Consider the following 24,469-nt stretch of genomic DNA (forward strand, 5'->3'; position numbering starts at 1 on the left):
AAAAACTTCCTTAATTTAATTGTATTAATCAATATAAATAAATCAAACAATTTATAAATTGCGGCTATGCTACTTCAGAAACCGTTAGATGATTTCAGAAACTTCCTATACACCCAGTATTTTTCTGACGGTATTAAAATTACTATTGGGGTGCTTCTCCCCTCTTTAATTTTTGCTCAGTTTAACCTCTTAGAAATTGGCATTAACCTTTCTTTAGGGGCTGTTTGTTGTAGTATTGCAGATACGCCAGGGCCTTGGTTGCATAGAAGAAATGCCATGCTAATTACCAATTTTCTGGTGTTTTTGGTAGCCCTTATAACCTCTATTATTAATCATAATCAAATTTTAGTTGGTATAGAAATACTTACTTTTTGCTTCATTTTCTCTATGTTTTACATTTATGGGGCAAGAGCATCATCTGTAGGGACAGCAGCGCTATTAATTATGGTTTTAAACGTTGCTAACCATGAAACTACTTTAAATTATTATGAGCATGCAGGTTTAGTTTTAGCAGGCGGAATATGGTATTTTTTACTAAGTGCGTTATTTTCCTTTGTTAGGCCATTTAGGTACGCTAGGCAAACCTTAGGAGAATGTGTGCAAGAAGTAGCAGGTTATATGCGCATGAGGGCTGATTTTTATAACGATAAAATTCCCGTAGAAGATATTTTTAAAACTTTGGTTGATAAACAGGTTCTAGTACATGAAATGCAAGATAATGTAAGAGAAATACTGTTTAAAACAAGAAAGCTTGTTAATGAATCAACTAGTGATGGTAGACTTCTCATCATGATTTTTGTTGATATGGTTGATTTATTTGAGCAAACCATGGCTACCCACCATGATTATGAAATTATAAGAAAGCGTTATAAAAATCATGATATTTTACCGGCTTATGCTTTACTGATTCATAAACTAGCATCAGAAATTGAGTATATAGGTTTTTGCCTAATTCATCAGGTAAAACCAAGGAAACATGCTGTAAAAATTGAGGATTTAGATAAGCTTAAAAAACAGCTTGATGAATTAGAAAAAGCAGGAATATCTGTTCTGGTTTTAAAGAAAATATTGGTTAATCTTAGACATATATTTTCTAAAACCAATACCATTTTTGGTTATTTTGATAAAGAGAGTTTTATTAAACAAGCTAAATCTGGCTCAACAGATCATGATAAATTTGTTAGTCACCAAAGTTTTGATTTTAAGCTTCTTAGAAACAACCTCAACTTAAAATCTGGTAATTTCAGGTATGCTCTTAGGGTTTCTTTAGTTGTTTTTACAGGTTATCTAGTAGGTTTCTTATTACCTGTTGGGCATCATAGTTATTGGATTATTTTAACCATACTGGTGATTTTAAAACCCGGCTTTAGCACTACCAAACAAAGAAATATTGAAAGAGTTATAGGAACCATTATAGGCGGTATTACAGGAGCTTTAATTATTTATTTTATTAAAGATGAAACTGCCAGGTTTATCCTGATGGTTTTATTCATGCTGATAACTTATAGTTTACAAAGGGTAAACTACTTCATCAGTGTGGTATTTATGACACCTTTTATTCTCATCTTATTTAGCTTTATTAGCTCAACTATTAACGAGAGTTTGGCTGTAGAAAGAATTATAGATACCCTTATTGGTTCTGGTATTGCTTTTTTATCTAGTTATATAGTTTTACCTAGCTGGGAGTCTTACCAGTTTAAGAATTATATGCTAGATATGCTTAAAGCCAATCAAAAGTATTTGGATGCTATGTTTAGAAGGTTTAATCCTCAAAATCAAATCAATATTACGGAGTATAAATTGGCTAGAAAGGAAGTTTATGTAAATACGGCCAATTTAGCGGCTGCTTTTCAAAGAATGCTTAATGAGCCTAAAAACAAGCAACACAATGCGGTTTTAGATGTCCATAAATTTGTGGTTTTAAATCATATTCTATCTTCTTATTTAGCAAATTTATCAACCAGCTTGCAAGATTCTCAGCTAGTATTTAATGCCGAGCAGCAGAAGCTTTTCAGGAAATCTCAGCATTATTTAAAACTTGCTATAGAATGGTTATCTGAAACTACACACGAGCAAGAATTTGTTCATGTTTTTGAGGGTACAACAGAAACCAATGAGGATTTAGCTACAGAACAATTAGAACTTATTGTAAAAGTATCAGCAGATATATTGAAAATTACAGAAAAGCTTTAAAACTATTTTAAACCACAAATTTTTCGGTAAGATATTTCCAGTACCTTTTAGGTACGTGTTGAATATGTAATCGGGAATTTTTTCTAGCTTGAATGGTTGTTTTCTTAAAATAAGTTTGCCATAAATGTTGATATAGTTTTTCATCCTTAACCAACATCTCTAAACCTTCTTGTTTGTTTAAATGGTTAGCAAACTTCATTTCTACCAATTCAACCTTATGTAAATCATAATAAATACCATAAGTTCTTTTATGGTCAAAAATCATCCATTTTTGGTCTTGATAGCGGTCTTTAAAATGTTTTGCAATAACCGGTAAAACGTTAAAATCTGGTTCTATTTCGGCATAATAAATACCATCTAAGGTTAACCTAAAACGTACAAAAGCTTCCATCCTATGCTTCTCGCGATGCACCATTTGCTCATATTGAGATAATTTTAAAACCGAAGGATGAGAAAAATCCTGTATGATTTTTCGTTGTGGATGATCTAGTGCATACTGCACAACCGCCCATAAATGTGTTTCTATATCTTCATCTTCTGATAAAAAAGTGTATAACATCCGGTGTAAACCTAAATCTCCAATGAGAGATTTTAATTTCTGATATACCCTTTCTGCCTTAGGTGCTTGTGTAAATACTTTTCTTGTTTGGGCAAAAAGCTGCTCGGTTTGTAAAGCCTCTTTTACAATTTTTACTTGTTTTAATTTGAATTCATAAGCTTCAAAAACTGCGGTTAAGAAGCCTTCAAAAGTATGGTCATACAGTAAAATATTCATCAGAATAAAGCTAATTGAGCGTTATATTGGTCTTGATACTTACTTTTAGTATTACCTAAAATAAATTGTTTTAAATTACTGCTATTCAAAAACTTAAGATTACCGAAATGTATTCCGTAGGTAATAAAGTATTTGGCTCTGTTAAGGGCTACACCTAACTTTTTTAAATGATTTTCATTTAACTGACTAAAGCGTCTGGCTTCAATAATTTTCCAAGCAGATTTTACGCCAATACCTGGTACTCTTAAAATCATCTCAAAATCTGCTTTTTGAATATCTATAGGAAAAATCTGCTGATTTCTTAGCGCCCAACTCAATTTAGGGTCAACATCTAAATCTAAAAAAGGTAAGTTTGGGTCTAGTATTTCATCGGCTTTAAAGCCATAAAAACGCATTAACCAATCTGCCTGATAAAGTCTGTTTTCTCTTACCATAGGTACTTTACTTTGCAAAGAAGGTAAACGAGCATCATCGGCGATGGGAACATAGCCAGAATAATAAACCCTTTTCAGCTGGTAGTTTTTATAAAATGAATCGGCGGTTTGGATGATTTCTAAATCGTTCTCTTGTGTAGCACCTATAATAAGTTGCGTACTTTGCCCAGCAGGAGCAAATTTAGGTGTATTCCTGAAAAGCTTTTTTTCTTCTTTAAAAAGAATGATTTCGTTTTTAACATAATTCATGGGCTTTATCATGTCTTCCCTATTTTTGTCAGGCGCTAAAAGCTTTAATCCTTTTTCTGTAGGAAGTTCTAGATTAATGCTTAATCTATCAGCATAAAGTCCGGCTTCTTTCATCAACTCATCAGAAGCGCCAGGAATACTCTTTAGGTGGATATAACCATTGAAATTTTCTTCTAAACGGAGTTTTTTAGCTACTAAAACCAATCGTTCCATCGTAAAATCGGCATCTTTAAATATGCCTGAGCTCAGAAATAAACCTTCTATATAGTTTCTTCTGTAAAAGTTTATGGTTAAATCAACAACTTCTTGAACGGTAAAAGCGGCTCTTTTAATATCGTTACTTTTACGAGTTACGCAATAAGCACAATCGTAAATGCAATGGTTGGTTAGTAAAATTTTGAGCAAAGAAACGCATCGTCCATCTTCTGTGTAAGAATGGCAAATACCCATTCCGGTAGAATTTCCTAAACCTTTTTTTTGATTATTTCTTTTGGCACCACTGGATGAGCAGGAAACATCATATTTAGCCGCATCAGCCAGAATTTCTAATTTTTCTGTTATCCTATCAAAATTCATAATCAAATTTACTAAAATATTTAGTAAATTTTAAACTAAAAATTTTAGTTTTATTTCTGAATTCTGATGGTATAATCTTTTATAGTTTCTTTAGGTTGGCCCAATTCATCCCATGTGAATTGAGAGACAAATTTTTCCTCATACTTGTTAAGCGCCTCTAAAATATGGTAGATATAATTGATTTTATTTGAAAATTTACCCATAAACTTTAGCACACCAATTGGCGTTTTAAATACGTTTAAACGTTTCCTTTTATAGTTATCGATAAAAATTCTTACTGCCTCTTCTGGATAATAAGCTTCTGGACCTTGAACGTTGTATTCTCTATTTTCATCAGTTAAAACCTCAAAAGATTTGGCAACTTGTTTACCATAATCGGCACCAGAAATCCAATACATTTTAGCTTCTGCTTTGCCTGCTAAATTCATCTGATTACCATTCATGAAGCTACCTTTATCAAAGTTCTCCATGAAACTGCTTGGGTAAAAAATGGTATAAGGAATTTTGCTGCTTTTAAGAATTTGAACGGCTTTTTGTTTAACATCAAAAACCCACCAATTGAAATTATTTTGCCCTTGATAATCTTTAACCAAAGAAGATAAATAAGTAATTCTTTGGATGTTATTTTCTTTTGCCGCTTCTATTAAATTTAGCAAACCAGTTGTTTCTGGCATGAAATCTTTAGGTTTAGCGTGTTGCGGAATATGAAGATTTAAATAAACAGCCTCTTGCCCTTTTAAGGCTTGAGATAAGGTAGTTCTAGAAGCTAAATCGGCAAAAACGATGCTAGCTTGAGGAAATAATTCCTTAGCTTTTTTAATATTTCTGGCTAGAATGGTTACCTCGAAACCAGCTTTTATCAACTCATCTGTAACTGGTTTTCCTAGCATACCAGTAGCACCCAACACCGCTATTTTCTTCATAGAGCCATCTCTTTTAATACATTCTGAACACGTAATTCCATAGTTTCTAGGTTAGCGTATCCTTTAGCTATCATATAAAATTTAAGCTCGCCAGTTCTGATAAATGCTGCCGGATAGCCCGTAACCTGCAACTGTCTTGCTAAGGCAAAATCATAATAGGCAGCTTGTTTAAATTCTTCCTGATTAAGTTTGCTTATAAACTCATCAACAGGAATTTGATATTTTTCTGCTAAATAAACATAGCTATCATCTTTACTTAAATCTAAACCATGAACATAAATGGCAGATTGTAAATCGTGAGCAAACAAAATAGCCTTTTCTGGAAAATAAGATTTAAAAACAGCTAGTGCTATCGCCGGTTTTTCTGAACTTAAGAATAAATCTCCTTTCTGCAATTCGGCCAAGAAAGCTTCGCCAAACTTAACACCTGTAGTGTTTTCAACATCTTTATAAGCTGTTTTAATGTAAGGAGCCACATCATTAATAGTACCTTCACGTTCGCCCATCATCATGCCACCAGATAAAACTTCGAAATCAAATTTATCGGCATAATTTTCAAAAAGACTTTTCATAACCGGACTAAAACCATAGCACCAGCCACAAATAGCATCGTAAACATAAATGATAGAAGGCTTCTTATTTTCCATAAAAACAAAGCTAAAGGAAAGCTTTTTCAAAAGTGTTTATGGATAGTCAAATTAGACTTTGAATTATAAAGTCATCGTCATTTTTAAAATTGGATAGCTTTGATTTTTGTAAGTGATGCTAAAATCATTATCTATAAAATGAAAACCATATTTAAGATAACATTGTGCCGCCACTTCGTTGTTAGAGAGCAAGTATAAGTCTATACGCTTAATTCCAAGCTCTAGTTTAGCTTCATTAATCAATAAAGTTATCAATTGTTTACCTAAACCTTTTCCTCTATTTTGGCTTTCGCCGATGAGTAAATGCCCTAAACGAGCAGACTCATTTTCTTGTGGAATAACTTCGCCATAAGCTATGGGCTGGTTTTCATCATCAATACCTAAATAAATAAGCCTTTCGGGATGCTTTTGTATATAGCTTAACATTTGTTCTCGCGTAAGCGGATATTGGAAAGCTATACCTGCAAATTTGAGTAAGGTATCTTCATCTTTCATCCAATTTGTTAAAATTGGGATATATTGTTCTTCAAAAGGAATGAGTTTCATCTTTAAACAAAAAAGGACAATCCCAAAAGATTGCCCTATTCAAATAATTTATGTGTTGATTAAGCAGTTACTTCTTCTGCTTTTTGATTTGGTTTGCCATTTTTAAAAGCTTTTCTAGGCGTTAAACCTAAAAGCTCAAACATAGCCATATCATCTTTAAAATCTGGATTTGGGGTGGTTAACAATTTATCACCAGCAAAAATAGAGTTTGCACCAGCCATAAAGCATAAAGCTTGTTCTATGGTGCTCATTTCTGTTCTTCCGGCAGATAATCTTACGCAAGTTTTTGGCATGGTAATACGGGCCGTTGCTATCATACGAACCATATCCCAAATAGGAACACGAGGTTGATTTTCTAAAGGTGTACCTTTTACCGGAACCAAAGCGTTCACCGGAACAGATTCTGGATGCTGAGGCATATTAGCCAAAACACGCAGCATAGAAACCCTATCGTTAACAGTTTCTCCTAAACCTATAATTCCACCACTACAAACCGTTAATTTTGCTTTACGAACGTTTTCTATGGTTTGTAAACGATCATCATAAGTACGGGTACTGATGATTCTCTTATAATCTTCTTCTGAAGTATCTAAATTATGATTGTAGGCATATAAACCAGCATCAGCAAGTCTTTGTGCTTGGTCTGCATTTAGCATCCCTAAAGTACAGCAAACCTCCATATCCATTTCGTTTACAGCCTTTACCATATCAATAACCTTATCAAAATCGCGGTTATCACGTACTTCTCTCCAAGCTGCACCCATACATAAACGAGAAGCACCACCGTCTTTAGCTTTTTTAGCGGCATCTAATACTTCATCTACCTTCATCATGGCATGCACATCAACATCTGTATGGTAACGGGCTGCTTGTGGGCAATAAGAACAATCTTCTGGGCAACCGCCAGTTTTAATAGATATTAAAGAACTGATTTGTACTTCTGAATAGTCTTTATTAGCTCTATGAATGGTAGCAGCTTCATACACTAAATCTAAAAATGGTCTATTATAAATTTCTAAAATCTCTTCTTTTGTCCAGTTATGTTTTGTTTGCATGATTTGTAATTTTTTGAGCATTGACTATTGCTAAAAGAGCATAGCCAAATTTGCTACAATTATAGTAATAATTTTGAGGCTAAGCCTAATAAAAGCAAGAATCCGAAAACATCGGTAAAGGTGGTAATGATGATGGATGAAGCAATTGCAGGGTCTATACCAACACGTTTTAAAACCAACGGTATGGATGAGCCTGCTAGGCCAGCTATCATTAAATTACCTGCCATAGCTATGAAAATTACCAAGCCTAATAATGGATTTGAATCATAAAAAAGTGCTGCCATAAAGACAATTAAGCCTATGATGGCTCCGTTTACTAAACCCACGGTAAACTCCTTTATTACAGTACGATAAGCCTGATTATCTGATAAATCACTTAAAGTAATTCTTCTTACGGTTACAGCTAAAGCTTGGGTTGCTGCATTACCACCCATACCGGCAATAATGGTCATGTAAGCAGGTAAGATTAAAATATGGGTGATGGTAGGTTCAAAATATCTAATCACAGAGGAAGCTAAAAATGCCGTTACAAGATTAATAACCAACCAAGGTAACCTAGATTTTACAGCTGCTTGCCAATTACCACTTAATTCCTCATCTTCAGAAACTCCGGATATTTTCAACATATCCTCGGTATTTTCTTCTTCTAAAACATCAATAACATCATCAAAAGTAACTCTTCCCAAAAGTTTCAAATGATCATCCACTACAGGGATACTGGTAAGATTGTATTGAGAGATTAAATCGGCAACTTCCTCTTGGTCTACCTGGGCTTTAACATATATAAAGTCTTCATTAATTAAATCGGCAACTTTAACACTTGCTTTTGCTTTGATAAGGTTTTTTAAAGAAATGATACCTTTTAGTGTATCAGATTCATCAACAACATAAACGGTATAAAACTCTTCTATTTCTTCGCTTTGTTGAATAATTTCATCAATAGCCTGCTTTTTAGACATATTAGCGTATATCTTTATCAGCTGGGTATTCATCAAACCACCGGCAGAGTCTTCTTTATAGCTTAATAAGTTACGGATGTTTGATGCGTCTTCAGTATCTAAATCCTGAAGAATTTCTTGTTGATCTTCTTCATCAAGCTGGGCAATGATATCTGTTGCATCATCATAATCAAGTTCTTCAACAATTTCTTGTCTCCGTTCTGGATCTAGTTCTAGTAAAAGTTCTTCTGGGTGAGCCTCAAAATCCATTTCAGAAAGTACTTCTGAAGCGGTTTCTGCGGGTAATAAATTGATGATTCGCTTTTGCGATTCTAAAGGGATTTTACTGAAAAGGATAGCAATTTCTGATGCGTGATATTCCCCTAAAAGCTTAACTAACTCCTCCTCATCGCCTTCTAAAGCTTGTTTTAGTTTTAAAACGTCGGTTTTATCAATTTCAAATGATTGCATCTTTGCGAATTTAAGCTAAAAATCCTCAATTCGGTATTTTTAATCTTTAAACCATCCCTTTTTACCAAAATACCATAATTGCCCAATAACGATGATGAGCATCACCACACAAACTATGATATAACCGTTTGGCATATATAATTCTGGCATGTTGTAGGGTAATATTTCTCCGGTTTTAGGGTCTTGGTAAGAAAAATTCATCCCATAAATACCAACAATAAAGGTTAAAGGGATAAATAACGATGAAATGATGGTTAAGAATTTCATCACTTCATTCATCTTATTACTCATTAAAGACAGATAAACATCCATTAAACTTATGGAGGTTTCTTTATAAGATTCTATCAAATCTATAATCTGAACGCTATGGTCATAAGCATCTTTAAAGAAAACGGTAACCTCTGGATGAATAATATGGGTTGGCTTTTTTAGAATTTCTATTAATTTATCTCTTTCAGGCCAGGCCGCTCTCCTCATGGCTATCATGATTTTTTAACACCCAAAATCCTGTACATTAATAATTTATGAGGCCTTTGATAAAGATGCTCTTCAACAATTTCTAACTCATCTCCTAACCTATTAACGATGGTAAAATAATGGTCTATAACGGTATCCATTAAAGCATAAAGCAAATAAGAAGGCCCGAGAGATCGTAAATTACCGCCTGCTTTAGTTTTAAGTCTTACTCTTACAGGTTCTAAAACATCTTGATAATCTTCTTGAAAGGTGATTAAGGTATCTTTAAAAATGAGGAAAGATAATTGTTCATTACGCATAACCAAGCCGCTATCTAGTTCAAGCATTCTGCTGGTAATGAACATATAATCCTCATAATCATCGCATTTTGGCCTTTGGTAAGTATTTACAATATCTTCCATTACTAAAGAATTGATGTTGTAATACTCTTGAACTTGGTTTAAAACTTCTTGCGAGCCTAGGCCTTTAATATCTATCCAATAAAAGTTGTTTGGATACTCTTGAATAAATTTAAAAGCTTCTTCTATTTGTTGTGTTTCAAATTCTTTAATCTGATTTTGATGATATGCATACACCACAATTTTACTGGTTAAAGCATTTTCTGTAATTACAAACGTACCTGGTACTTCGCCAGGTTTACTTCTACGTTGTTTAGCTTTAATATTAAAAAATTGTGGTGTTTTTACCATTTTAAAGATGTTTTATAGCCTGCGGACCTTGATTAAATAATAAATCAACAATACTTAAATTAGGTATAAAATTGTACTTATCTTCAAAAACCTGATAATATTTTTTAGGCTGATAGTTACTTGTTATTTTAGGATGAATACCGCTTCTAAAATCTTTTAACTGTGGATATTCTGCTTGGTAACTTTCAGTAAAATTTAAAGCTAGGTTTTGCTTCAAAAGCTTCAAAATGGTATTTAAGAGCTCTAAATTATAATCAAACAGAAAATCAAATTTCTGATGATAAAATGGCGCAAAAGCATCTTCATAAAACTCGAAATAAGCAGAACTTCTGTAAGATGCTTGTAAACTCATCCAATGTATACGTTGCCAATTAGCGTCATAACTAATTTTAACATCTTTTACGGAAGTATGTAATTTAGACCCTTTTAACACCGGGACTGTAATACTTAAAGCACCATTAGCGCCATAAATACTTGCTCTATTTCTGTAAGTTTGTTTAGGGAAATGCTCGTTTTTATCAATTAAGATTGTTTCATTTTTAAAGTTTAATAGCTCTTTAAAAAATTCTATAGGTGGTAAATAAAGTAAAGGAAATATTGCACCAGATTCCATTTCAAAATATTTATGTTTGCAATTAAAACCAACGAAAATAATGATAAATAAATGGCTTTCTTACGTAGCAGCGTTTTTTTTGTACTTAGTTTCTTTACTTCCTTTAAGATTGCTTTATCTGTTATCTGATTTTGCTTTTATCATTATCTTTTATGTTGTAAAATATAGAAGAAATGTGGTAAGAATGAATTTAACGAATGCTTTTCCTGAAAAAAGCATAGAAGAAATTAAAGGCATCGAAAAAAGATTTTTTAGATACCTATCAGATTTAATATTTGAAGTGATTAAAATGCTTTCTGTTTCTGAAAAAGAAGCTTTAAAGCGTTTTACATTTACCAATTTAGATTTACTAAAAAAGCTTGAAGACCAAAACAAGAGTTATTTATTTGCAGTTGGGCATTATGGAAATTGGGAATGGTGCACCATTGTTACTCCCTTAATTATAAAAGGAAAGCCACTTATCATTTATAAACCTTTAAATAACAACGTTTTTAACGAAGTTTTTAAAAAGGCAAGAGAAAAAAGTGGCACTTTAATGGTGAGGATGAAGATGACATTACGTGAAATGGCCCGATTTAAAAATCAACTTACGGTTACTGTTTTTGCTGCAGACCAAACGCCTGCCTTGGCAGATCCTCATGAGTGGATAAAATTTTTAAATCAACCTACAGCAATCTTTATGGGGATAGAGAAAATAGCTCGTTCTACAAACTATCCGGTTGTGTTTTGTGATGTTGATAGAGTTAAAAGAGGTTATTATTCTTGCGATTTCAAATTGGTTCATGATAACCCAGCCACTTCAGAAGACAAAGAAATAACCCTAAAACACGCTAAATTTCTAGAAGATAGGATAAAACAAAAACCAGAATTTTGGCTTTGGTCTCATAAACGTTGGAAATTTAAACCAGCAGCAAATACTATTATTCATGAATTATCCTAAAGTTGCAGTTGTTATCTTAAACTGGAATGGAGAAAAACATTTAGCAAATTTTCTCCCTTCGGTATTTAATAGTACTTATCCGAATATGGAAATTATTATTGGTGATAACGCATCAACAGATAATTCTATAAACTTCCTTAAGAATAATTTCCCTTTAGTAAAGGTCATCATCAATCATCAAAATTATGGTTTTGCAGAAGGGTACAACCAGGTTTTAAAACAAGTAGAAGCTGATTATTTTGTTTTGCTTAATTCTGATGTTGAAGTTACACCAAACTGGATAGAACCCGTTATTGCGATGATGGAGGCTGATGTTAAAATAGCGATAGCCCAACCAAAAATACGTTCTTATTATAATAGAGACAGTTTTGAATATGCCGGTGCCGCCGGAGGTTTTATAGATACTTTTGCCTACCCTTTTTGTAGAGGTAGAATATTTGATACCATAGAAAAAGATAATGGCCAATATGATGATGAAAAAGAAATATTTTGGGCATCTGGATGCGCTTTATTCATTAAATCTAGTATTTGGAAAGAAATTGGTGGTTTAGATGAGCATTTCTTTGCGCATATGGAAGAAATTGATCTATGCTGGAGAGCCAAAAACAGAGGATACAAAGTGATGTATTGCGGCTTTTCTACAGTTTACCATGTTGGAGGAGGCACTTTACAAGCAGAAAGTCCGTATAAAACCTATTTAAACTTTAGAAATAACCTCTATCTCATTAAAAAGAATGAGCCTCTTTCTAGATCTATATTTTTAATTCCTTTTAGATTTTGTTTGGATTTTTTAGCTCTTATCAAGTTTTTGATGGATAAAAAAACAGATAATGCTTGGGCTATTTCTAAAGCTCACAGGCATTTTATAAGTGCTTTATTTGAAGGAAAAATCAAAAATAGCTATATATCTCCACAGCAAAACCTTAAGGGTAAATACCACAATAGCATTGTTTTTGATTATTTTGTTAGAGGAAAAAAGCTTTTTAAAGAGATTTGGAAATAGTTATAAGAAACTTTTTAAAGCTAATTCATAAGACATTAAACCAAAACCTGTGATAATACCTTTGCAATTTTTAGCCATCATACTATGATGCCTAAATTCTTCACGGGCATATACATTAGAGATATGAACCTCAATTACAGGTGTTTTAATACCAGCAATAGCATCGGCAATAGCAACAGAAGTATGGGTATAAGCACCTGCATTTAAGACAATACCATCATAATCAAAACCAATTTCATGTAGCTTATTGATAATTTCGCCTTCTACATTACTTTGGTAATAGCTTAACTCTACTTCAGGATATTTAGCTAAAAGCTGTTTATAAAAGCTTTCAAAACCCTCGCTACCATAAATTCCAGGTTCGCGTTTGCCTAATAAATTTAAATTTGGTCCGTTGATAATTTGTATCTTCATCACTTCAAACTTATCATTAAAAATTCAAAAGATAAAGTGGAATGGCAATCATTTAAAAAAGGATTTAAATCTTTTTTGAAATTAGAGAAATCCTTATCAGAAAATTCTGTTCAGGCTTATGTACGAGATGTAGAAAAGCTGGTTCAGTTTTTAGAAATGAAAACCACACCCGTTTCTCTGTTAAAAGCTAAACCTCAAGACTTAAGAGATTTCATCAAATGGATTACTGAGTTAGGAATGTTAGCTACCACACAAGCCAGAATCATTAGTGGTATTAAAGCCTTCTATAAATACTTAATACTAGAAGATTTATTAGAAGCAGACCCTTCTGCATTATTAGAAACCCCAAAAACAAGAAGAAAATTACCCGAGGTTTTAAGCGTACATGAAATAAATTTATTGCTTGATGGTTTAGATTTATCAAAACCAGAAAACACCAGAAATAAAGCTATGTTAGAGATTTTATATGGCTCAGGACTTCGCGTTAGCGAGCTGGTAAACCTCAAACTATCAGACTTATATCTTGATTTAGAATTTCTAAAAATTAAAGGAAAAGGAAATAAAGAAAGGCTGGTGCCCGTAGGCAGTTCGGCATTAAAATATCTGGATATTTATTTAGAAAATATTAGAAAGCATTTGGATATTAAAAAAGGTCATGAAGATTTTATATTTCTAAATAAAAGAGGTACAAAGCTCTCTAGAGTGATGATTTTTATGATTATTAAAGACCTTGCAAAAGCTGTAGGAATTAGTAAAACCATTAGTCCGCATACGTTTAGACATTCTTTTGCAACGCATTTAATTGAAGGCGGTGCAGATTTAAGAGCCATACAAGAAATGCTAGGTCACGAAAGCATCACCACAACAGAAATTTATACCCATTTAGATAGAGACTTTTTAAAACAAACCATTACGCAATTTCACCCTAGAAGTTGAGCTTTAATAAAACGCTCGTTATTGTTTAAATCTTTGATGATTTGAGCTTTAAAACCCTTCTTCTGGATAAGCTCTTGAGTTGCTATGCCTAAATTCTGATTGATTTCAAAAAATAATACTCCGTTTGGATGAAGATTAGTGAGTGCAAAATCAGCTATTTTATCATAAAAAATCAAGGGATTTTCATCATCAACAAACAAAGCTAGATGCGGCTCGAATTTCACAACATTATCATGCATATTTTGCTTTTCTGATGATGCTATATAAGGCGGATTACTTACTATAATATGAAATTTAGGATAATCATCGGCTTTTAAAGCCAAAGCATTATCTTTTTTAAAATGTACCTCTACCCTATTTTCTAGAGCATTTATATGGGCAATTTTTAGCGCATCTTCACTAACATCCATAGCATGAACTTGAGCAGTTTGTAAGTTCTTTTTTAAGGAGATGGCAATACATCCGCTACCGGTACCTATATCTAAAATTTCTTGATTTGGTTTTTTAATGCATTCTTGCAGAATCATGTAAACCAATTCCTCTGTTTCTGGTCTTGGAATAAGTACATGATCATTCACCTTGAATTTTAAATTATAGAAATAAGCATAGCCGAGAATTTGCTGAAGCGGTTGTTTTAAAGCTAGTTTAGTTAAATAATTTTCAAATAGTTCTTTTTGTTGTGGCTCGGGTAAAGTTGCTAAATCTTCGCTAATCCACTTATATACAGCATTTATTTCTTCTTTTTCATAAACACCTTCAAGTACTTTAAAATAATGTGCTTTAATAGCTTGCTTCTCTAACATGAACTTCTTTAAAAAGTGGCAAAGTAAATAAAAATGTAGAACCTTGTCCTTTTTTACTTTTTATATCAAAAGAACCATTGTTTTTTCTGATAAATTCCTGACAAAGAATTAAACCTAAACCTGTTCCTTTTTCATCATTTAAACCACTGGTACTATAAAAATTACGCTTATAAATTTCTTTAATTTCCGCCGGAGAGAGTCCGATACCATTATCTTGAACAGAAAATTGAGCCATATCTCCATTTGCTGTACAGGCTATCATAATTTCGCCATCTTGAGGAGTAAATTTTAAAGCGTTATTTAACAGGTTTCTAATGATAACATTAACCATTTCTTTATCAGCATAAAGCTGTAAATCATCAGGTACGTTTACCACTATTTTTATGTTTTTTTGATGGATGTTATACTTCTGTAGTGCAATATTATCTTTTACAACTTTTAAAACATTGAAATGAGACTTTTGAAGTTTTTCTCCTTGCATTTGGCTTTTAGCCCATATCAATAAATTATCTAATAAGTTAGATGTGGAGTTAAACTGAGATTTAAGCTCTCCTATCAATAATTTAGATTCTTTTTCATCTAGTAAATGTTCATCAAATAAATTCAAAGTCCCTTTTAAAGACAAAAGCGGACCTCTTACATCATGAGAAATAATAGAAAAAAACCTGTTCTTAAGATTGTTTAACTCTTCTAGTTCTTTCTTTTGTTTGTTAATTTCTTCATTTTGTTCTTTTAAAATTCTATTATTTGTTTTGGCTCTTCTACCGCTTTTATACAATCTAAAAGAAAGAAATAGTGCTGTTAAAGAAAATATCAAAATCACGTAAATGAGCGAGTTACGATTTTCTATTTTCAACTCATTACTTAAATTCTGCTTTTTTAAATCATTATTTTCATGATGCAGACTATCTAGAATATCTCCAACAGGGCTTTCTTCTAAATTACTAAAATAAAGGTTATCCTGCTGTGTTTGGTGAGCATGAGCCTTTAAAAAGCAAAATAAAAAGAATAAATAAAACAATATGGCAGACTTCTTTATAGTCATGAAATTGTATTAAATGTTTTTAAATAAAAGCCTAAACGACTAATTATTATCTTTGATACGTGACCAAGCATGAAATTGTTTTACAAAGAGCTATAGACTTAGCAAAATTAGGTGCCGGCTATGTAAGTCCTAACCCAATGGTTGGTGCTGTTATCACGCATCAAGGTAAAATTATAGGTGAAGGTTATCATCAAAAATACGGCGAAGCACATGCCGAAGTTAATGCCGTTGCAGATGTGTTTTTGAAACATGAAAACGCTGCTGAGCTATTGAAAGAAGCAACTCTTTATGTCACTTTAGAACCTTGCGCCCATTTTGGTAAAACCCCACCTTGTTCTGATTTAATTATCCAACATCAAATACCCGAAGTAGTTATTGGCTGTACAGATTCTTTCTCTAAAGTAAATGGTAAAGGGATAGAGAAATTGCAAAATGCAGGTATAAAAGTTACTACAGGTATTTTAGAGCAAGAGTGTTTAGCTTTAAATAAACGCTTTTTTACACGTGTAGAAAAACAAAGGCCCTTTATTATTTTGAAATGGGCACAAACTATAAATGGTTATTTTGCTACTAAAGATGGTTCTCAGAAATGGATAAGCGGTAAAGAAGCAAAAATGCTGGTACACCAATGGAGAAGTGAAGAAGATTGCGTTTTAGTAGGAAAAAGAACTGCTGAAATAGATAATCCACAACTTAATGTAAGATTGGTTAATGGTAAAAACCCTAAAAGAGCAGTTATTGATAGGGATTTAAAACTTGATCAAAATCTGCATTTATTTGATAATACGATAGAAACTTTTGTCTTTAACAAAGACCATACAGCTATAAATGGACAAGTTAAATACATCGGTATAGAAGATTTCGACTATTTCTTACCACAGTATTTATTGTATCAGTTATACTTACAAGATATACAATCTGTTATTGTAGAAGGCGGTATTAAAACCTTACAAATGTTTATTGCCGCTGGTTTATGGGATGAGGCTAGAATTTTCATCTCTCCTATTGCTTGGGAAGATGGTTTAAAGGCTCCAGAAATTAATGGTATACAAGAAAATATCACCAATATTGGTAAAGACAAATTATTAACGCTTACACCTCAACATCCATGATATATTTAGCTATTGCTATTTTGTGCAGTGTTACAGTTAGTATCAATTTCAAATTATTAAAAAGATATTATACTAACGCTTACCAAGCTATTGTTTTTAATTATCCAACTGCAGCATTGTTGTGTTTCTTGTTTTTTAAACCAGATTTAAGTGCTCATCCAAGTCCGCAAAATTTCTCACTTTACGGTCTTACAGCAGTTTTATTATTATCTATTTTTTACTTCATTAGTAAGAGTGTTGCTTCCTCTGGAATGGTATTAACAGTTATAGCGCAACGTTTATCATTAGCTTTACCTGTTTTAGCATCTTTTTTATTGTTTAGCGAGCAATTGACGCCATTAAAAATTGTAGGTCTTGTTGTTGGTTTCTTAGCTATTATTGCCTCTAAGCCAGAAGGTAAGTTTGATTTAAAAGACATGAAATTTTGGTTTCCTATTATCGTATTTTTAGGAACCGGGATAATTGATATCCTTTTTAATTTCCTCACTAAAATAGATGGAATCAGCTTTACAACTTCTTTATTTTACATTTTCTCCATAGCTACAGTTTTGGCCTTTGCTAGTTTAGCATATCAAAAAATAAATGGCACATTAAAATTTCAGACCAGAGCAGCTTTAGCAGGCATAGTTTTAGGCTTGTTTAATTTTGGGTCTATCTACTTTTATATTTTTGCGCTACAAATAGAAAAAGACCGACCATCAGTTGTGTATTCTGCACTAGATATAGGTGTAATTGCTTTAGGTTCTTTAGTGGGCTTAGTTTTATTTAAAGAGCGTTTAAGTGTTTTAAATAAAATAGGTTTGCTTTTGGCGATTATAGCCATTATTATTCTTACGTTTTCTTAATGCTTTTTGACGATACTTATAAAACTATACAAAGCCCAGCAGAAGGTATTTTTAGAGATAAAGGAAGCAAGTTTATAGCTTATGCTTTTCCTTTCTCACATGAAAATGATTTAAAAAGTATCCTTGCTGATATTAAAACAGCGCATCCGAAAGCCAGACACCATTGTTATGCTTATAGGCTTACGCCGGATAAAAATATTTATAGAGTTAATGATGATGGTGAGCCCTCTGGAACTGCCGGACGACCTATTTTAAATGTCTTACTTTCTAAAGAACTCACCAATATTTTAGTAGTTGTTGTAAGATATTTTGGTGGCACTTTATTAGGTGTGCCCGGCTTAATAAATGCTTATAAAACGGCTACTGAAGATGCTATCTTAAATGCTCAAATTGTTGAGCAAACCCTAAATGATGTTTATGAACTAAAGTTTGATTATTTATTGATGAACGATGTTATGAAAATCATTAAGGAAGATAAACTCGAAATTCTTAGCCAAGAATTTGATTTAAATTGTGTTATAAAACTCAGTATTAGAAAAGCCGATCTCAACAAAACGCTACCTAAATTAGAAAACTTAAGATCTATAGAGATAACGTTTTTAAACGCTATATGATCTCTGCAATCTCCTCTATATCAATAATATATTTATTTTGAATCAAGAAATCAAAAAGTGGTTTTGCTTCTGGTGAAACTTCCACGTTTTTGGTAGTAACAATGGTTTTGTTTTTTATATCCCGGTAAGGGTAAGTGAGTAATTTTACATTTCTGCTAAATAAATCACTTATGTAAACTAGCAATTCGTTAGTGTAATTTTCTCCGTAATATTCTGATTGAAAGATATGTTGTAAATTAGAAATATTGGTTGTTATCCCTACACTTTTAGGTTTTGCGAGTCCTAAATATTTAGCCAATTTATTATGTCTGTTGAAATTAGATACAATTACATAATGCCCTTTTTCAGAAATTTCTCTAGCTCTTTTTGCTACACGTTTTAATAAATCCTCATCACTTTTATCGGCCTTTTCCATCATGTTATTCAAGGTGAGCTCGGCAAGTGTAACCAATTCGGTTTCAGTAATAGCTAATGTAGTTTTGTATTGAGCTACAGCTTGGTGAAATAAATCAAAATCTGGTAATACTTTTTGGTTAAAACGAGTTCTTAAAATCATGATGTGCTTTTTATACATCAAATCTTTAGCTTGTTTTGCTTTAGCATGATGATCAAAAATAGCAGCTCCTGAAAATCCTTTTTGTATGAGATATAAATTTACCAGAATATCATCTAAAAATTCAAATACAGGTCCTTTTAAGCTAATTAAATCTATTTCTACCGAACCTTGTGATAAATTATCAGCTAAAGACTCAATCATAGCTTTAGGGTCATGATGTAGGTGAAAAGCAGCATAAACTAAATTAACACCTAAAATACCCAATACATTTTGTTGTAAACTAGCATCGCTATCTAGTAATCTTACGTGGAAAATTATTTCATGTGGCGGCCCATAAGGCTCTAGCTGAAATTTAATACCTAACCAACCATGTGGGTCGTTAGTTTTACTATAGTTTAGCGTTGTTACGGTATCAGCGAAAGCGAAAAAAGTTTTGGTTTGATATTTATCTCCAAATAACCTGTCTTCCAAGAGCTTAAATTCATAATCAAGCATTTTTATTAATCTTGATTTTGATACGTAGCGTCCAGACTCTTCATGACCATAAATTTCATTACTGAAAGTCATATCGTAAGCAGACATGGTTTTGGCAATGGTACCAGAGGCAGCGCCAGCAGTAAAGAAGTTTCTGGCTACTTCTTGTCCGGCTCCAATTTCAGCAAAAGTACCGTAAATATCTGCATTAAGATTAATTGTTAAGGCTTTTCGGCGGGTATCTAGAATTTCTAAACTCATGCTCAAATTTAATAAATAATGTTGGTTTTGAAGTAAAAAAGCAATCCCGTTTCTGCTAACAAAAACGGGATGCCAATCAAAAAACTAAACCTAAAAATTATGATTAACTTATTGCTATTTCCCTTGATTGGATTTTAGCTTCTTCTTTTTTGCCAACAGTTACATACAACACACCATCTTCATATTTTGCATCTATTTTAGCAAAATCTACAGTTTCTGGTAAGGTAAAAGATCTAGCGAAAGCGTTATAACTAAACTCTTTTCTAGTAACTTTTCTATGGTTGCTTTCTGTCTCGGTGGCTTTTTCTGCTGAAATTTTTAACACATTTTTCTCTAGTTGTAGTTTAAAATTATCCTTTTTTAAACCTGGCGCAGCAACTTCTATGTGATAAGCATCTTCGGCTTCAAAAATATTAACCGCCGGTACTTTATTCAAAGTGCTATCATTATAATAGCTGTCTTTAAAAAAGCTATCAAATAAATCATTAAATGGCGAATAATTTTTTACACCGTTTTTCTCGTTATTAAATTTTACTAAAGTCATTTTTATATCCTCCTTATAAATTATTTTAAATTTGTTTACGTTAAAGGATGAATCAACTCTAATACCAATGGTATTTTTGTTAGAAAATAATGACTTTTTGTCGTTAATTTATTTATTTTACTGACTTTATTGCAGTTTACTATGAAATTAGAAGAAAATATTTCCGCTTTTACCTATAAAACTCCTATCTCTATTAGGTTTGCAGATATGGATATGTTTGGTCATGCAAATAATGCCGTTTACCTTACTTATTTTGAGCAAGCCCGATCTGCTTATTGGAAAGATATTATTGAGTGGGATTGGAAAGCAACAGGAATAATATTGGTAAAATCTGAAGTAGAATACTTAAAACCAATAATTTTAGAAGATAAAATAACAGCTTGTGTTAAAACCACTAGAGTTGGTAATAGTAGTTTTGATATTGCTTATTTGCTATACGCCGAAGAAGGAGAGCATTTTATTTTGAAAACCATAGGCAAAACCACACAAGTAGCTATTGATTATAAATCAGGAAAACCTGTAGCTATTCCGCAAGCAGAAAAAGCTAAAATGATTGCTTATGATAATCCAGAAATGTAATGTTTAAAGAAAACTTTGAGGTTAGAGATTATGAATGCGATTTACAAGGAATTGTAAATAATGCTGTTTACCAGAATTACTTAGAACATACTCGACATCAATTTTTAAAGCATAAAGGTTTAGATTTTGCTAAACTACACCAAGAAAATATAGACCCTGTAGTTTACCGTATAGAAATTGACTATAAAAAGCCTTTAAAAAGTGGTGATAAGTTTCATGTATGCCTGCAAATAGAACAAGAAGGAAACCTAAAATTCATCTTTAAGCAGCAAATTTTTAGAGGAGAAGAATTAATAACAAAAGCTAAAGTAATTATTGTTTTTACTTCTTTAGGAAAACCTATTTTACCACCTAAAGAAATTATAGAAACGATTTTAAGTTAGTAAATATGAGCTTTGGTGTTTAAAATATCTTACCCGGATTTAAAATTCCTTTAACATCAAATACATTCTTTATAGCTCGCATAAGGTTTAAATGTGTTTCTGTGTATTTGATATGCATATACTCTTTTTGTACTAAGCCAATGCCATGTTCGCCAGATATAGTGCCGCCTAAAGAAACGGTAAGTTCAAAAATTTCTTTAATACCGTCTTTAAGTTTCATATTCCAATCAACATCACTCATGTTTCCTTTAATGATGTTGACATGTAAATTACCATCGCCAGCATGGCCATAACAAATAGCCTCAAACCCGTATTTCTCACCTAAAACTTTAATACCTTTAATGAGTTTTGGTAACGATGCCCTTGGCACTACAGTATCTTCTTCTTTGTAAATAGAATTTGATTTTACCGAGTGCGGCATTAAACGCCTCACTTTCCAAAGTTCTTCTTTTTGGGTTGATGACTCGGCCAAAAGCACATCTAAACAATGATATTGTTCTAAAACAGTATTTATAGTTTCGCAATCTTGATACAAAACATCTAAATAATTACCATCAAGCTCTATCAGCAAATAAGCTTTGGCATCATCCAAAATATTAAAATTCAGTTGAGCATAATTCACCACCCACTCTACCCCTTTTCGCTCCATAAATTCTAGAGCAGAAGGTGTAATTCCTGATTTAAAGATTGCAGAAACTGCAGCACAAGCTTCTTCTTCTGATGTAAAAGCAGCCATCATTAAAAGCTGATGAATAGGCTTAGCTATCAACTTCACAACAGCTTTAGTTATAATACCTAAAGTACCTTCTGAACCTATAAACAGCTGCGTTAAATTATATCCTGATGCATATTTTAAAGTATTGGCACCTGTCCAAATGATATCGCCATTAGGTAATACCACTTCTAGATTGAGTACAAAATCTCTTAAAGTACCATATTTAACCACTCGTGGTCCGCCAGAACCATGGGCAATATTACCACCAATAAAACAAGAACCTTTACTTGATGGGTCTATTGGATAATACAAGCCTTTTTCAGTTGCTGCATCCATCAATACTTGTGTAATAACGCCTGTTTCTACAGTGGCTTGTAAATTTTGTTCATCTATCTGGATAATTTTATTGAAGCGTTCTAAACTTAAAGATACACCACCAAAAACAGGCAAAGATCCGCCACTTAAACCTGTTCCGCCACCACGCGGAGTAACGGCTATTAAATGTTCATGGCAGTATTTTAAAACATCAGAAATTTGCGATGTATGGTTGGGTTTTAAAACTACCTCGGGTTTAAAACTTAAATCCTCGGTCTCGTCTTTACTGTATTTTAAAAGCGAATCATCATCAATAAAAACAGCATCTTCTCCACATATTTGTTTAAAGAAAGCTATATCCTGATGATTTATGGACTTAAACATGCTCTGCTTGATAAGTTAGTTCTACTAACGAATTTTTAATCTCGGCCTGTATAGGTGGATTTAGTTTTTTTATTTGGATGTTGATATACGCTAAAAACGGATAAGCAGCCAAAATATCATCTAAAATACCATGTGCAACATGCTCTAATAATTTGGCTTCTTTAGAAAAATGATTTTTAGCAATATCATAAAGTTTGCTATAATCAACAGTATGGTCTAAGTTATCTGTATCCTGCTGATGATGAAGTGTATAGCTAACATAGGCAGAAAATAAAAAGTTATTCTTTAAGATTCTTTCTTCCTCAAAAAAACCTATCGGAGCATTAAATTTCACCTCTTCTAAGGCAATTTTTCTTTTGATAACAGACATTTTATAAATATGAATGAAAAACTAATGATATCAAAGGGAACAAATAAAATATTGTTTTGTTAAATTTAACAAAAGCCAATGCCATGAACCAAAAATCTTCAAAAACCGATTTATACCAACATCCAGATTATTACCTAATGGATGAATTGCTTAGCGATGAGCATAAACTCATTAGAAGTACTGTTAGAGATTGGGTAAAAAAAGAAGTCAGCCCAATTATTGAAGACTATGCCCAAAATGCACAATTTCCTAAACATTTAATCAGCGGTTTGGCAAATTTGGGTGTGTTTGGCCCAACCATTCCACAAGATTATGGCGGTGCTGGTTTAGATTATATCGCCTATGGTATCATGATGCAGGAAATAGAACGTGGCGATTCTGGTTTGCGCTCAACCGCTTCTGTACAGGGTTCTTTAGTGATGTACCCCATATTCGCCTTTGGTTCTGAAGAGCAAAAGCAAAAATACTTACCTAAATTGGCGTCTGGAGAAATGATGGGATGCTTTGGTTTAACCGAACCTAATCATGGTTCTGACCCTGGCGGAATGGAAACCCGTATTCAAGATATGGGAGATTATTTTCTTCTTAATGGTGCTAAAATGTGGATTTCTAATGCTCCTTTTGCTAATTTGGGTGTTGTTTGGGCTAAAGACGATACACAAACCATTAGAGGTGTAATTGTAGAACGTGGTATGGAAGGATTTACAACACCAGAAACACACGGAAAATGGTCTTTAAGAGCCTCAGCCACAGGTGAACTTATTTTTCAGGATGTTAAAATTCCGAAAGAAAACATATTACCTAACATACAAGGCTTAAAAGGACCTTTAAGTTGTTTAAACCAAGCGAGATTTGGTATAGCTTGGGGCGCTTTAGGTGCTGCTATGGATTGTTATGATACTGCTCTTAGATACGCGAAAGAAAGAAAGCAATTTGGCAAGCCCATAGCTGGCTTTCAGTTACAACAAAAGAAGTTAGCCGAAATGATTACAGAAATAACCAAGGCTCAACTACTAGTTTGGCGTTTAGGAGTTTTGAAAAATGATAACAGGGCTACTCCTGCTCAAATCTCTATGGCTAAAAGAAATTCTGTAGAAACTGCTTTAAACATAGCCAGAGAAGCTCGGCAAATGCTAGGTGGCATGGGAATTACCGGCGATTTCTCTATCATGCGCCACATGATGAATTTAGAAAGTGTAATTACTTATGAAGGCACTCATGACATACATTTATTAATTACAGGTTTGGATGTAACGGGTGAGAATGCTTTTACGTAATCTTGATGGTATAGTGTTTGTGTATTATAGTTAAATATTTTTAACAAAAACATTACTACTATGAACAGATCATTAGGAATTATTTTAACCATAATCGGTATTGTTATGCTGGTTTGGGGTGGCTTTTCTTATACCAAACAAGAAAAAATTATAGATGCTGGTCCTATACAAGTTTCGGCAGATAAAAAGGAAACCGTTAACTGGCCACCTTATGTTGGCGCAGCCGTTTTAGTTGCAGGCATCATTTTGCTAGTTTCTAAAAGAAAAACTTAAATATTGCTCTGAAGTCTTAGAAAGTATTTCTAAATATTTA

General features: G+C 32.8%; 26 protein-coding genes and 1 pseudogene. 11 read left to right on the forward strand and 16 right to left on the reverse strand.

Annotated elements, in window-relative coordinates:
• Positions 1-66 precede the first annotated feature (66 nt).
• Positions 67-2,193: an FUSC family protein gene (locus FYC62_RS05385; RefSeq protein ID WP_149074213.1), complete on the forward strand. Its 2,127-nt coding sequence runs from the start codon at positions 67-69 to the stop codon at positions 2,191-2,193.
• A gap of 7 nt (positions 2,194-2,200) precedes the next feature.
• Here FYC62_RS05385 and FYC62_RS05390 read toward each other — a convergent pair whose 3' ends face one another.
• From FYC62_RS05390 to FYC62_RS05430, 9 genes and pseudogenes are all read right to left on the reverse strand, one after another.
• Positions 2,201-2,968 (reverse strand): TIGR03915 family putative DNA repair protein, encoded by a 768-nt coding sequence (locus FYC62_RS05390; RefSeq protein ID WP_168199393.1) that lies wholly within the window; start codon positions 2,966-2,968, stop codon positions 2,201-2,203.
• Positions 2,968-4,227 carry a putative DNA modification/repair radical SAM protein gene (locus FYC62_RS05395; RefSeq protein WP_039452563.1) on the reverse strand — a complete coding sequence of 420 codons (1,260 nt, stop codon included), beginning with the start codon at positions 4,225-4,227 and terminating at the stop codon, positions 2,968-2,970. The genes FYC62_RS05390 and FYC62_RS05395 overlap by 1 nt, the downstream gene beginning before the upstream one ends.
• Before the next feature lie 50 nt (positions 4,228-4,277).
• Positions 4,278-5,150, reverse strand: coding sequence for an SDR family oxidoreductase (locus tag FYC62_RS05400; protein WP_149074215.1), 873 nt, complete (start codon positions 5,148-5,150; stop codon positions 4,278-4,280).
• Positions 5,147-5,797, reverse strand: coding sequence for a DsbA family protein (locus FYC62_RS05405; RefSeq protein ID WP_149074216.1), 651 nt, complete (start codon positions 5,795-5,797; stop codon positions 5,147-5,149). The genes FYC62_RS05400 and FYC62_RS05405 overlap by 4 nt, the downstream gene beginning before the upstream one ends.
• Positions 5,798-5,860: 63 nt before the next feature.
• Complete coding sequence (locus tag FYC62_RS05410; protein ID WP_149074217.1) at positions 5,861-6,343, reverse strand: GNAT family N-acetyltransferase; 483 nt, start codon at positions 6,341-6,343, stop codon at positions 5,861-5,863.
• A gap of 59 nt (positions 6,344-6,402) precedes the next feature.
• The gene (gene bioB / locus FYC62_RS05415; protein ID WP_394348896.1) at positions 6,403-7,398 is read right to left on the reverse strand and encodes a biotin synthase BioB; all 996 of its coding nucleotides are present in this window, start codon (positions 7,396-7,398) and stop codon (positions 6,403-6,405) included.
• A 59-nt stretch (positions 7,399-7,457) separates the two neighbouring features.
• Positions 7,458-8,807 (reverse strand): magnesium transporter, encoded by a 1,350-nt coding sequence (gene mgtE / locus FYC62_RS05420; RefSeq protein WP_149074218.1) that lies wholly within the window; start codon positions 8,805-8,807, stop codon positions 7,458-7,460.
• A gap of 39 nt (positions 8,808-8,846) precedes the next feature.
• Positions 8,847-9,973, reverse strand: a pseudogene (corA, locus tag FYC62_RS17965) (magnesium/cobalt transporter CorA).
• Between the two features lies 1 nt (position 9,974).
• The gene (locus tag FYC62_RS05430) at positions 9,975-10,586 is read right to left on the reverse strand and encodes a WbqC family protein (RefSeq protein ID WP_039452556.1); all 612 of its coding nucleotides are present in this window, start codon (positions 10,584-10,586) and stop codon (positions 9,975-9,977) included.
• 40 nt (positions 10,587-10,626) lie between these two features.
• On the opposite strand from FYC62_RS05430, the gene FYC62_RS05435 reads away from it, so the two are divergent.
• Both FYC62_RS05435 and FYC62_RS05440 read left to right on the forward strand, forming a co-directional pair.
• Positions 10,627-11,526: a lysophospholipid acyltransferase family protein gene (locus FYC62_RS05435; protein WP_149074219.1), complete on the forward strand. Its 900-nt coding sequence runs from the start codon at positions 10,627-10,629 to the stop codon at positions 11,524-11,526.
• Positions 11,513-12,529, forward strand: a complete 1,017-nt coding sequence (locus FYC62_RS05440; protein WP_149074220.1) for a glycosyltransferase family 2 protein — start codon at positions 11,513-11,515, stop codon at positions 12,527-12,529. Before FYC62_RS05435 ends, FYC62_RS05440 begins: the two co-directional genes overlap by 14 nt.
• Here FYC62_RS05440 and aroQ read toward each other — a convergent pair whose 3' ends face one another.
• Positions 12,530-12,943, reverse strand: a complete 414-nt coding sequence (gene aroQ, locus FYC62_RS05445) for a type II 3-dehydroquinate dehydratase (protein ID WP_039452552.1) — start codon at positions 12,941-12,943, stop codon at positions 12,530-12,532. It abuts the gene before it with no gap.
• A gap of 36 nt (positions 12,944-12,979) precedes the next feature.
• Between aroQ and xerD the strand changes: the two genes are divergently transcribed.
• Positions 12,980-13,879 carry a site-specific tyrosine recombinase XerD gene (gene xerD, locus FYC62_RS05450; protein WP_039452628.1) on the forward strand — a complete coding sequence of 300 codons (900 nt, stop codon included), beginning with the start codon at positions 12,980-12,982 and terminating at the stop codon, positions 13,877-13,879.
• On the opposite strand, the gene prmC is transcribed toward xerD, so the two are convergent.
• Positions 13,864-14,682, reverse strand: coding sequence for a peptide chain release factor N(5)-glutamine methyltransferase (gene prmC, locus FYC62_RS05455; RefSeq protein WP_149074221.1), 819 nt, complete (start codon positions 14,680-14,682; stop codon positions 13,864-13,866). The two genes, xerD and prmC, sit on opposite strands and share 16 nt — an antisense overlap.
• Positions 14,660-15,727 carry a sensor histidine kinase gene (locus FYC62_RS05460; RefSeq protein ID WP_149074222.1) on the reverse strand — a complete coding sequence of 356 codons (1,068 nt, stop codon included), beginning with the start codon at positions 15,725-15,727 and terminating at the stop codon, positions 14,660-14,662. The genes prmC and FYC62_RS05460 overlap by 23 nt, the downstream gene beginning before the upstream one ends.
• Before the next feature lie 59 nt (positions 15,728-15,786).
• Between FYC62_RS05460 and ribD the strand changes: the two genes are divergently transcribed.
• Genes ribD through FYC62_RS05475 form a run of 3 tightly spaced genes read left to right on the forward strand, consistent with a single transcriptional unit; the run spans position 15,787 to position 18,298 of the window.
• Positions 15,787-16,839, forward strand: coding sequence for a bifunctional diaminohydroxyphosphoribosylaminopyrimidine deaminase/5-amino-6-(5-phosphoribosylamino)uracil reductase RibD (ribD, locus tag FYC62_RS05465; RefSeq protein ID WP_149074223.1), 1,053 nt, complete (start codon positions 15,787-15,789; stop codon positions 16,837-16,839).
• Positions 16,836-17,684, forward strand: coding sequence for an EamA/RhaT family transporter (locus FYC62_RS05470; protein WP_149074224.1), 849 nt, complete (start codon positions 16,836-16,838; stop codon positions 17,682-17,684). The genes ribD and FYC62_RS05470 overlap by 4 nt, the downstream gene beginning before the upstream one ends.
• Entirely contained in the window at positions 17,684-18,298 is a 615-nt protein-coding gene (locus tag FYC62_RS05475; RefSeq protein ID WP_149074225.1) for an IMPACT family protein, read from the forward strand. The genes FYC62_RS05470 and FYC62_RS05475 overlap by 1 nt, the downstream gene beginning before the upstream one ends.
• Here FYC62_RS05475 and FYC62_RS05480 read toward each other — a convergent pair.
• Both FYC62_RS05480 and FYC62_RS05485 read right to left on the reverse strand, forming a co-directional pair.
• Positions 18,291-19,589, reverse strand: coding sequence for a hypothetical protein (locus tag FYC62_RS05480; RefSeq protein WP_039452542.1), 1,299 nt, complete (start codon positions 19,587-19,589; stop codon positions 18,291-18,293). The genes FYC62_RS05475 and FYC62_RS05480 overlap by 8 nt on opposite strands.
• Positions 19,590-19,692: 103 nt before the next feature.
• On the reverse strand, positions 19,693-20,133 hold the full coding sequence (locus tag FYC62_RS05485; RefSeq protein WP_039452539.1) for an Hsp20/alpha crystallin family protein: 441 nt from the start codon (positions 20,131-20,133) through the stop codon (positions 19,693-19,695).
• A 141-nt stretch (positions 20,134-20,274) separates the two neighbouring features.
• Between FYC62_RS05485 and FYC62_RS05490 the strand changes: the two genes are divergently transcribed.
• Positions 20,275-20,712 carry an acyl-CoA thioesterase gene (locus FYC62_RS05490; RefSeq protein ID WP_149074226.1) on the forward strand — a complete coding sequence of 146 codons (438 nt, stop codon included), beginning with the start codon at positions 20,275-20,277 and terminating at the stop codon, positions 20,710-20,712.
• Positions 20,712-21,095 carry an acyl-CoA thioesterase gene (locus FYC62_RS05495; protein WP_149074227.1) on the forward strand — a complete coding sequence of 128 codons (384 nt, stop codon included), beginning with the start codon at positions 20,712-20,714 and terminating at the stop codon, positions 21,093-21,095. Before FYC62_RS05490 ends, FYC62_RS05495 begins: the two co-directional genes overlap by 1 nt.
• A gap of 19 nt (positions 21,096-21,114) precedes the next feature.
• Here FYC62_RS05495 and FYC62_RS05500 read toward each other — a convergent pair whose 3' ends face one another.
• Together FYC62_RS05500 and folB are read right to left on the reverse strand one after the other, a co-directional pair.
• On the reverse strand, positions 21,115-22,509 hold the full coding sequence (locus FYC62_RS05500) for an FAD-binding oxidoreductase (protein WP_149074228.1): 1,395 nt from the start codon (positions 22,507-22,509) through the stop codon (positions 21,115-21,117).
• On the reverse strand, positions 22,502-22,879 hold the full coding sequence (folB, locus tag FYC62_RS05505; RefSeq protein WP_149074229.1) for a dihydroneopterin aldolase: 378 nt from the start codon (positions 22,877-22,879) through the stop codon (positions 22,502-22,504). The genes FYC62_RS05500 and folB overlap by 8 nt, the downstream gene beginning before the upstream one ends.
• Positions 22,880-22,962: 83 nt before the next feature.
• Here folB and FYC62_RS05510 point away from each other — a divergent pair, with 83 nt between their 5' ends.
• Together FYC62_RS05510 and FYC62_RS05515 are read left to right on the forward strand one after the other, a co-directional pair.
• Positions 22,963-24,156 (forward strand): acyl-CoA dehydrogenase family protein, encoded by a 1,194-nt coding sequence (locus tag FYC62_RS05510; RefSeq protein WP_149075853.1) that lies wholly within the window; start codon positions 22,963-22,965, stop codon positions 24,154-24,156.
• Positions 24,157-24,216: 60 nt separating this feature from the next.
• The gene (locus tag FYC62_RS05515) at positions 24,217-24,429 is read left to right on the forward strand and encodes a hypothetical protein (RefSeq protein ID WP_149074230.1); all 213 of its coding nucleotides are present in this window, start codon (positions 24,217-24,219) and stop codon (positions 24,427-24,429) included.
• Positions 24,430-24,469 lie beyond the last annotated feature (40 nt).

This window comes from Pedobacter aquae (assembly GCF_008195825.1).
Lineage (GTDB): Bacteria > Bacteroidota > Bacteroidia > Sphingobacteriales > Sphingobacteriaceae > Pseudopedobacter > Pseudopedobacter aquae.

What these genes read in the sequence shown, in the direction of transcription:
- mgtE (WP_149074218.1), bottom strand. Translation starts at nt 8,807, where the DNA reads ATGCAATCATTTGAAATTGATAAAACCGACGTTTTAAAACTAAAACAA.
- folB (WP_149074229.1), bottom strand. Translation starts at nt 22,879, where the DNA reads ATGTCTGTTATCAAAAGAAAAATTGCCTTAGAAGAGGTGAAATTTAAT.
- FYC62_RS05430 (WP_039452556.1), bottom strand. Translation starts at nt 10,586, where the DNA reads ATGGAATCTGGTGCAATATTTCCTTTACTTTATTTACCACCTATAGAA.
- FYC62_RS05460 (WP_149074222.1), bottom strand. Translation starts at nt 15,727, where the DNA reads ATGACTATAAAGAAGTCTGCCATATTGTTTTATTTATTCTTTTTATTT.
- FYC62_RS05395 (WP_039452563.1), bottom strand. Translation starts at nt 4,227, where the DNA reads ATGAATTTTGATAGGATAACAGAAAAATTAGAAATTCTGGCTGATGCG.
- FYC62_RS05405 (WP_149074216.1), bottom strand. Translation starts at nt 5,797, where the DNA reads ATGGAAAATAAGAAGCCTTCTATCATTTATGTTTACGATGCTATTTGT.
- prmC (WP_149074221.1), bottom strand. Translation starts at nt 14,682, where the DNA reads ATGTTAGAGAAGCAAGCTATTAAAGCACATTATTTTAAAGTACTTGAA.
- FYC62_RS05390 (WP_168199393.1), bottom strand. Translation starts at nt 2,968, where the DNA reads ATGAATATTTTACTGTATGACCATACTTTTGAAGGCTTCTTAACCGCA.
- FYC62_RS05515 (WP_149074230.1), top strand. Translation starts at nt 24,217, where the DNA reads ATGAACAGATCATTAGGAATTATTTTAACCATAATCGGTATTGTTATG.
- FYC62_RS05475 (WP_149074225.1), top strand. Translation starts at nt 17,684, where the DNA reads ATGCTTTTTGACGATACTTATAAAACTATACAAAGCCCAGCAGAAGGT.
- FYC62_RS05435 (WP_149074219.1), top strand. Translation starts at nt 10,627, where the DNA reads ATGATAAATAAATGGCTTTCTTACGTAGCAGCGTTTTTTTTGTACTTA.
- FYC62_RS05490 (WP_149074226.1), top strand. Translation starts at nt 20,275, where the DNA reads ATGAAATTAGAAGAAAATATTTCCGCTTTTACCTATAAAACTCCTATC.
- FYC62_RS05485 (WP_039452539.1), bottom strand. Translation starts at nt 20,133, where the DNA reads ATGACTTTAGTAAAATTTAATAACGAGAAAAACGGTGTAAAAAATTAT.
- bioB (WP_394348896.1), bottom strand. Translation starts at nt 7,398, where the DNA reads ATGCAAACAAAACATAACTGGACAAAAGAAGAGATTTTAGAAATTTAT.
- FYC62_RS05400 (WP_149074215.1), bottom strand. Translation starts at nt 5,150, where the DNA reads ATGAAGAAAATAGCGGTGTTGGGTGCTACTGGTATGCTAGGAAAACCA.
- FYC62_RS05410 (WP_149074217.1), bottom strand. Translation starts at nt 6,343, where the DNA reads ATGAAACTCATTCCTTTTGAAGAACAATATATCCCAATTTTAACAAAT.
- FYC62_RS05385 (WP_149074213.1), top strand. Translation starts at nt 67, where the DNA reads ATGCTACTTCAGAAACCGTTAGATGATTTCAGAAACTTCCTATACACC.
- aroQ (WP_039452552.1), bottom strand. Translation starts at nt 12,943, where the DNA reads ATGAAGATACAAATTATCAACGGACCAAATTTAAATTTATTAGGCAAA.
- FYC62_RS05495 (WP_149074227.1), top strand. Translation starts at nt 20,712, where the DNA reads ATGTTTAAAGAAAACTTTGAGGTTAGAGATTATGAATGCGATTTACAA.
- FYC62_RS05480 (WP_039452542.1), bottom strand. Translation starts at nt 19,589, where the DNA reads ATGAGTTTAGAAATTCTAGATACCCGCCGAAAAGCCTTAACAATTAAT.
- FYC62_RS05470 (WP_149074224.1), top strand. Translation starts at nt 16,836, where the DNA reads ATGATATATTTAGCTATTGCTATTTTGTGCAGTGTTACAGTTAGTATC.
- FYC62_RS05510 (WP_149075853.1), top strand. Translation starts at nt 22,963, where the DNA reads ATGAACCAAAAATCTTCAAAAACCGATTTATACCAACATCCAGATTAT.
- FYC62_RS05500 (WP_149074228.1), bottom strand. Translation starts at nt 22,509, where the DNA reads ATGTTTAAGTCCATAAATCATCAGGATATAGCTTTCTTTAAACAAATA.
- FYC62_RS05440 (WP_149074220.1), top strand. Translation starts at nt 11,513, where the DNA reads ATGAATTATCCTAAAGTTGCAGTTGTTATCTTAAACTGGAATGGAGAA.